Source organism: Aquibium sp. ELW1220 (genome assembly GCF_030398385.1).
GTDB lineage: Bacteria > Pseudomonadota > Alphaproteobacteria > Rhizobiales > Rhizobiaceae > Aquibium.
The window spans coordinates 1-994 of record NZ_JAOAOQ010000113.1; the positions used below are offsets into that span (position 1 = coordinate 1).

General features: G+C 56.4%; 1 tRNA gene and 1 rRNA gene. Both read right to left on the minus strand.

The features are described from left to right. Positions 1 to 595: ribosomal RNA gene (locus N1F91_RS30930) — 23S ribosomal RNA — on the minus strand; the annotation flags it as partial. Positions 596 to 914: 319 nt separating this feature from the next. Then, positions 915 to 990 (minus strand) — tRNA-Ala (locus N1F91_RS30935). Between the last annotated feature and the right edge of the window lie 4 nt (positions 991 to 994).

Sequence of the window (994 nt, forward strand, 5' to 3'; positions counted from 1 at the left end):
CGGTCATGCACGAGTACTTAGGCTTGGAGCGTGGTCGCCCCATGTTCAGACAGGATTTCACGTGTCCCGCCCTACTCGAGGACAATCATTCGCATTACGTGTACGGGGCTGTCACCCGCTACGGCCGCACTTTCCAGAGCGTTCCACTTGTCTCATGATTGTCACTGGCCTGGTCCGCGTTCGCTCGCCACTACTTGCGGAGTCTCGGTTGATGTCCTTTCCTACGGGTACTTAGATGTTTCAGTTCCCCGCGTTCGCTTCTTGTCCCTATGTATTCAAGACAAGATACCTGATTGCGATACTTGGTAATCAATTCCGTCCAGCGGCGGAAGCCCCACGAACGCAAGGCGTTCGCAAGGCCGACCGGCCGTCGCGCATCGCTGCGCGCCCCGTCCGGAGGATAGCGGCGAATGCCGCGCTCATCCGTGAGGACAGAACAAAATTGACTTACCAAGTATCTCAGGTGGGTTGCCCCATTCGGAAATCGTCGGATCAAAGGGTATTCGCACCTCCCCGACGCTTATCGCAGCGTATCACGTCCTTCATCGCCTGTGCATGCCAAGGCATCCACCAATTGCCCTTAAGACACTTGATCATTCTCATTGCCAATGCCCATCTGAAGCGAATGGCGAATGGCTGACAGCGAATAGAACCCTATTCGCAACTCGCCACTCCCTATTCGCTCGATGCGCCTGGCAGAAAAGACCAGCTTCTCGAGATCTGTCCGATGGCGCGGTCAGGCAACCAATCATTTGCCAGGGATTGAGCGTCCCACGGCGACGAACCGCACAGGCTTCCCTGGCGGAACTCGAACAAATCTTCTCTTCACGATGTCATGCAGAACAGGCGAAAGGCGCAAGCCTTCCGCAAACTTTTTGCTGCGAGTGATTTCGCATTCCCCAACAGGGGCACAATGGTGGAGCCGGACGGGATCGAACCGACGACATCCTGCTTGCAAAGCAGGCGCTCTCCCAGCTGAGCTACGGCCCCCAAG